A 5,579-nucleotide genomic window follows, 5' to 3' on the forward strand; every position below is an offset into this window, starting at 1 on the left:
CTTTGGTCCGGTCGCAGCTTATGGCTAAGCCGGCTCGAAAGCTTCTTTCTCTCGTGATCGGGTGGCAGATCCGCTGCCGTGTTCATCGTTGGGGCTCGAAGTCGCTATCCGTCTTTCTCCGCCTTGGCAACGCAAATCTAACACCGTTTCGGTGGACAGAGTCTTGCGGGAGCTGATCTAAGTGTTTCTCTTTGAGGTGACGAAGGCGGCGAGAGTGTGAAATCAAAGCCAATCAGTGCGATCTTTAAAAGCCTTTGTGCTGATCCGGGCGGGGGGTGGACAGCACTATCGAGACCTTCTGCATGGCAATGAAATCGAAGCGGCGCAGCCAACTGAGGTTGGGCGCCTTCAGCTGGAGATCCCTGGCTTCTTCGATTGAGAAACCGAGGATTGCACAAAGATATTTGATGAAAGAGCCAGCTGGAGTCGCCTCACTCGCAGGCGATGTCGCGCGCTCCTTTCTCATCTTCATGTCATCATCAGCCCGCCCGGGACGGCTACATCATGAGCGGTCATCTGTCTGGAATCCGTGTCCACCCGACGCTGGAAAATCGCATCAGTGTAGTCCAGTTGGCCATTTGCTTAAACGTCAGGGCACAGAGAACGGCCATGCTGTCTCGACTAAGTGGGCCACGAGCCTTCGGGGCAAAGGCAGGGACGAGTCTATCGGAGCCGATATATCCTCGCTTTGCAGCCAATCGATGCTGTCGTTCCTGGCCGAAAGCGATTTTTGCTACGGCAAGGCGGCCGCCATACTTGGCATGCGGTCGGTGACGCCTCTCCCCTTCTGCATTTGGGGATTCCCCCTGGCAATGACTTGGCTGGCCGCGCTATAGTAACAAGGCTTGTTCAGCCTACTAGGGTAGATGCGGCTGTATGGGCGCAATACTTCAGTCCCTGTGCAGGCCATTCCGTTGCTATCTCGCATCCGGCTCCTTTCGGAAACCACGGTCAACCGCATTGCTGCCGGCGAGGTGATCGAGCGGCCGGCCGCGGCGGCGAAGGAGTTGATCGAGAACGCGCTCGACGCCGGTGCGACGCGGGTCGCGATTAGTCTTGAAGGGGGCGGAATCGACCGGTTGGAGGTGATCGACAATGGCGCCGGCATGTCCCCCGAAGAACTCGGGCTGGCGGTGCTGCGCCACGCGACCTCTAAGCTGACGGACGAGTCGCTGGTCCGAATCACCACTCTGGGTTTCCGTGGCGAGGCCTTGCCGTCGATCGGCGCGGTGGCCCGGCTGGCGATTGTCTCCCGTCCGCACGGGGCCGCTTCCCAGGAGGAGCATCATGCCAGCATGATCAGCGTGGATGGTGGTTCGGTCGGCCCGGTCGCGCCCGTAGCCGGCGTGCCCGGCACGCGCGTCACCGTCCGGGACCTGTTCTTCGCGACGCCGGTCCGGCGGAAATTCCTCAAATCCCCCCGCTATGAGGCCGACCAGGTCGAAGCTGTGGTCCGCCGCCTCGCCGCCGCCGCGCCAGATGTGGCGTTCCGACTGGAGATCGACGGCCGCACTGTGTTCGACCTGCCGGCGCAGCCACCGCTGGCACGGATTGCCGCGCTAGTCGGAGTGGACGCTGCCGCGGTGCTGCTGCCGGTTCAGGCCGAACGGGGCGGGTGCCGTGTCGAGGGTTATGTCTGCGCGCCATCGGTGACGCGCGCGGCGGTCTCTGCGCAGATGCTGACGGTGAACCGCCGGCCGGTGGCGGATTCCGTGCTGCGGACGGCGGTGCGCGTAGCTTATCGCGACGTCATCGCGGCTGGCCGGCATCCGATCGTTGCGCTCTCCCTCGAGATTCTGCCCGAGGAAGTCGACGTGAACGTCCACCCTGCCAAGACGGAGGTTCGGTTCCGTGACCCCAATCAGGTCCGCGGCCTCGTGATCGGCGCGATCCGCTCCGGCTTGGGGGTGGGCGTCGGCCAGATTGCGCCGATGCTCGGCTTTGGCGGATCGCATCCGATGGGGTTGCATGCATCCATCCACTGGTCTTCCGCCTTGCGTCCGCCGGCTTCGACCCCCGTTGGGTCCGGTGACGAACCACGCTATCCCTGGTCCGATCATCCGCCGCCTCCGGCGCTAACGGCCATGCCCCGGCGTCAGCCGGAGATGGCGGAGACGTCATTGCCGATCCTTGATGCCCCGACCGCGCGCCGCATCGCCGCCCCCGAACCGGACGCCGATCACCCATTGGGGGCCCCCGTCGCACAGGTGCTGGACACCTACATCATCGCTGTCGCTACCGACGGGTCGCTGGTGCTGGTCGACCAGCACGCCGCGCATGAACGCCTGACGCATGAAGCCATCCAGACACAGATGCTGGATGGCGGCGTGCGTGCCCAGTCGCTGCTGATCCCGGCGGTCGTCGATTTGCGACCGGCCGATGCCGCCCGCTTGATGGACCATGCCGATGAACTCGCGCTGCTTGGCCTGGAGCTGGAATCTTTCGGCGCTGGCGCGGTGATGGTGCGCGCGCTTCCCGCTCCCCTCGGCACACCTGAACCTGGGCCGCTGCTGCGCGACCTCGCCGACGAGTTCGCTGAGGACGACACACAGACGACACTCTCCGCCCGATTGGACGCGGTTATCGCACGCCTCGCATGCCATGGCAGCATCCGCGCCGGGCGGCGGCTGGGAGTCGATGAGATGAGCGCACTGCTGCGCCGGATGGAGGCAACGCCACGAGCCGCGACCTGCAGCCATGGTCGGCCGACGGTATTGAAATTTTCGAAAGCGGACATCGAACGGCTGTTCGGGCGCCGTTGATACGGCGGGGACGATCGCGGGCAATCAGCTGTGCTCGGCAGGACTGAAGAAACCCCCATTCTTCATGGCGTCATCCACTTACGGTTGCAAATGTGGATTGGACCACCGGTTGCGCAGGATTCCGCTGGCGGCGGCCGTCACCCAGCGGGACGGCGCCGCATTGTTGTGCTCAGGCTGGGCCGTAGGGGTCAGATTCTCGAACGCCAGCCGCAGCATCTTGCTGGAATCGCCTTTTTTTAATGTCACGAAATCGGAACTGATTGCCGTGACCAGCCAGTCTCCGATCCGGTCTCCCCCGCGCGCGGCGACCGGTTTCGCTGCGCCGGCGACCTGAAAGATCGCTACCGTGTCCACTGGCGAGGCGATCACACCGGATAGTCGCGGCATTCCGGCATTGGTTGCAGCGAAGCCCGGAATCGGCCGCCGGTCGGCCGCGAAGAGCGGACGCGCCAGTGCCGTGTCGACCCAAACGCCAACCGATCCGCCGGCGGCCGACGGAGTCGCTTTGGTCGGGGGCAGCGTCGCCCGTGCTGGATCGGAGTTCACCGGTACCGTGGACTGCGTATCCTGTCCGGCTCTGGACCAGAACTCACCTCCGATCGCCAAGGCGGAAACGCCGCAGATGAGCAGCAGAAGGCGTCTCATGTCGATATCTCCGAGGTGAGAGCGTTCGGTGCCGCTCCGGCTGCCGTGGCCCGCCAGATTGGCGCCGTCTCCGGTACCCGCTGTGTCGACATCTCATCGAACCGCAGGAGGCATCCGGCATTCGCCATGCCCAGCAAGGTGCTCATGTTATGGAACACCGCGGCGACGATCGCGCCGTTGATGCCCAGCATGCCGGTGCCCGCCAATGCAACCAGGATTATGGTCCATCCCAGGCCGATACCGACGTTGACGTGGATTGTGCGCCGGCACCGGCGGCTGAGCCGCAGGCAGGTTGCGAGCCGGCGCAGGTCGCTGGTCATCAGGACGATATCCGCCGAGGCCAAGGCCACATCGGTGCCCTGGGCACCCATGGCAACGCCCACCGCGCCCACTTTCAGCGCCAGACTGTCGTTGATGCCGTCGCCGACCACCAAAGGCCGGTGCCCGTTTTCCACCTCTTGCAGCACTCGCCGCATCTTCTCTTCCGGCAGCGCTTCAGCGTGGATTTCGGTCAGCCCCAGCGCCTCGCCGATCCGTCGGGCCACGCGCGCACGGTCGCCGGTCAGCAGCACCTGGCGCTGCAGGCCCAGGGACCGCAGTTCCGCCACTGCAGCCATTGCTTCCGGGCGCGGCTCGTCCGACAATAGCATCCAGCCCAGGAAGTTCTGGCCGCGGCTTACCCCGACGATCGGCCCATCGTGGTCAGGCTGCGGCGTCGTAATGATGCCCAACCGGTCAAACAGCTCCTGCCGTCCCAGCGCCACGCGGAGGCTTTTCTCAATCCCAGTGACGCCCAGTCCGCCGACCTCTTGCACCTCGGTTACTGCCTCGCCCATGTTCGGCCCACCCAGCCGGGCCAGACTGCGGCTGACCGGGTGGGAGCTGTGGCTGCCCAGGGCCGCGGCCAGGGCGACGATACCGACGGTGTCCTCGGTTCCTTCGATCCGCAGCAACGACAACTCGCCGCGGGTGATGGTTCCGGTCTTGTCGAACATCACGGAGCTGACGTCGGCGGCATGCTCTAGAAACGCCGATCCTTTGATCAGGATTCCATGCCGAGCGGCGACGGCGATAGCGGCAACGGCGGTGGCGGGCGCGGCGAGCACCAGCGCACAGGGACAGGATGCCACCAGCACCGCGAGCATCGCCTCGGACGATTGCGTGACCAGCCAGGCCGCGCCGGCGATCAGCAGCACCAGACTGATATAAGGCCCGGCATATTGCTCCAGCAGCCGTGTCACTGGCGGCTTGGCCTGCTCCGCCGTCTCCATCAGCGCGATGATCTTGCCCAGCGTGGTTTCGTTGCCCACCCGGCTGACCTGCACGCGTAGATGGCCGTCCAGATTGATCGAGCCGGCGAGGATCGGTTCGTCTTCCTGCACCTCGGCGGGGGCCGACTCGCCGGTCAAGGACGCCGTGTCCAGGCTGGACCGGCCCTGGGCGACTATGCCGTCGACCGGTACGCGATCGCCGGGCCGCAGATCGATCAGGTCGCCGATGCGGATATGACCTGTCGGCACCTCGCGGACGCTGCCGTCCGATTCCACCCGCCGTGTCACCGTGGACACCAGTCGGCTCATGGCCCGGATCGCCTCGCGGGATCCCAGCAGGCTGCGCTCCTCCAGCACATGGCCGATGATCATGACGATCGGTAGCAAAGCGGCGGTCATCAGGTCGCCGGTTGCCCAGGCGGCGACCAAGGCGATGCCAACCAGCAAGTCGGTCATGCCGTGCAAGCTGGGGTGCACGATGCTATTCCAGGCGGCGGTCAGGACCGGGATGGCCACCAGCACGGCTGCGGCGCCGGCGACCAGTTGCGCCAGGTAGTCCTGGTCCGGTAACGCCACGTGCCAGATCACCGCCACACACAGCAGCCCCGCCGCCATCATCGACAGGAACAGCCGTGCTCCCAGCGCCCACCGGGTCGTCGACCGGGTCAGGGGGGCGCTGGCGTCATAGTCCGAAAGGGCGTCGGCGGTCGAGGCGCTCATGGTTCGGGACCCTGAATGATGACGGATTGCTGGCTATTCGGATCGACTGTGGTGACGTTTCCGATCTTCTGCATGATCGGGCCGATACGGTCACGGTAGTACTGCGCCATCAGGCTGTCGCGGTTGATTGGCGTCATCTGTGCGTGTAGCACGCCGACGTCGGCGGTCTCGGCCTTGGCGA

Annotated in this window: 5 protein-coding genes; 1 reads left to right on the forward strand and 4 read right to left on the reverse strand. The window is 65.0% G+C overall.

The window, feature by feature from the left end; all coding sequences use genetic code 11:
- Positions 1–244: 244 nt before the first annotated feature.
- Entirely contained in the window at positions 245–466 is a 222-nt protein-coding gene (locus VHB27_RS22370) for a hypothetical protein (RefSeq protein ID WP_325604762.1), read from the reverse strand.
- A gap of 400 nt (positions 467–866) precedes the next feature.
- On the opposite strand from VHB27_RS22370, the gene mutL reads away from it, so the two are divergent.
- Positions 867–2,762 (forward strand): DNA mismatch repair endonuclease MutL, encoded by a 1,896-nt coding sequence (gene mutL / locus VHB27_RS22375; protein ID WP_325604764.1) that lies wholly within the window; start codon positions 867–869, stop codon positions 2,760–2,762.
- 78 nt (positions 2,763–2,840) lie between these two features.
- On the opposite strand, the gene VHB27_RS22380 is transcribed toward mutL, so the two are convergent.
- The 3 genes from VHB27_RS22380 to VHB27_RS22390 all read right to left on the reverse strand — a co-directional run.
- A complete protein-coding gene (locus tag VHB27_RS22380; protein ID WP_325604766.1) occupies positions 2,841–3,407 on the reverse strand; it encodes a hypothetical protein in 567 nt (188 codons plus the stop codon).
- Entirely contained in the window at positions 3,404–5,398 is a 1,995-nt protein-coding gene (locus VHB27_RS22385) for a cation-translocating P-type ATPase (RefSeq protein ID WP_325604768.1), read from the reverse strand. The genes VHB27_RS22380 and VHB27_RS22385 overlap by 4 nt, the downstream gene beginning before the upstream one ends.
- A partial coding sequence (locus VHB27_RS22390) for a hypothetical protein (protein ID WP_325604770.1) occupies positions 5,395–5,579 on the reverse strand: 185 nt, incomplete at its 5' end. The genes VHB27_RS22390 and VHB27_RS22385, both read right to left, overlap by 4 nt.

Origin of the sequence: Rhodopila sp. (assembly GCF_035548235.1) — a bacterium.
Classification (GTDB): Bacteria; Pseudomonadota; Alphaproteobacteria; order Acetobacterales; family Acetobacteraceae; genus Rhodopila.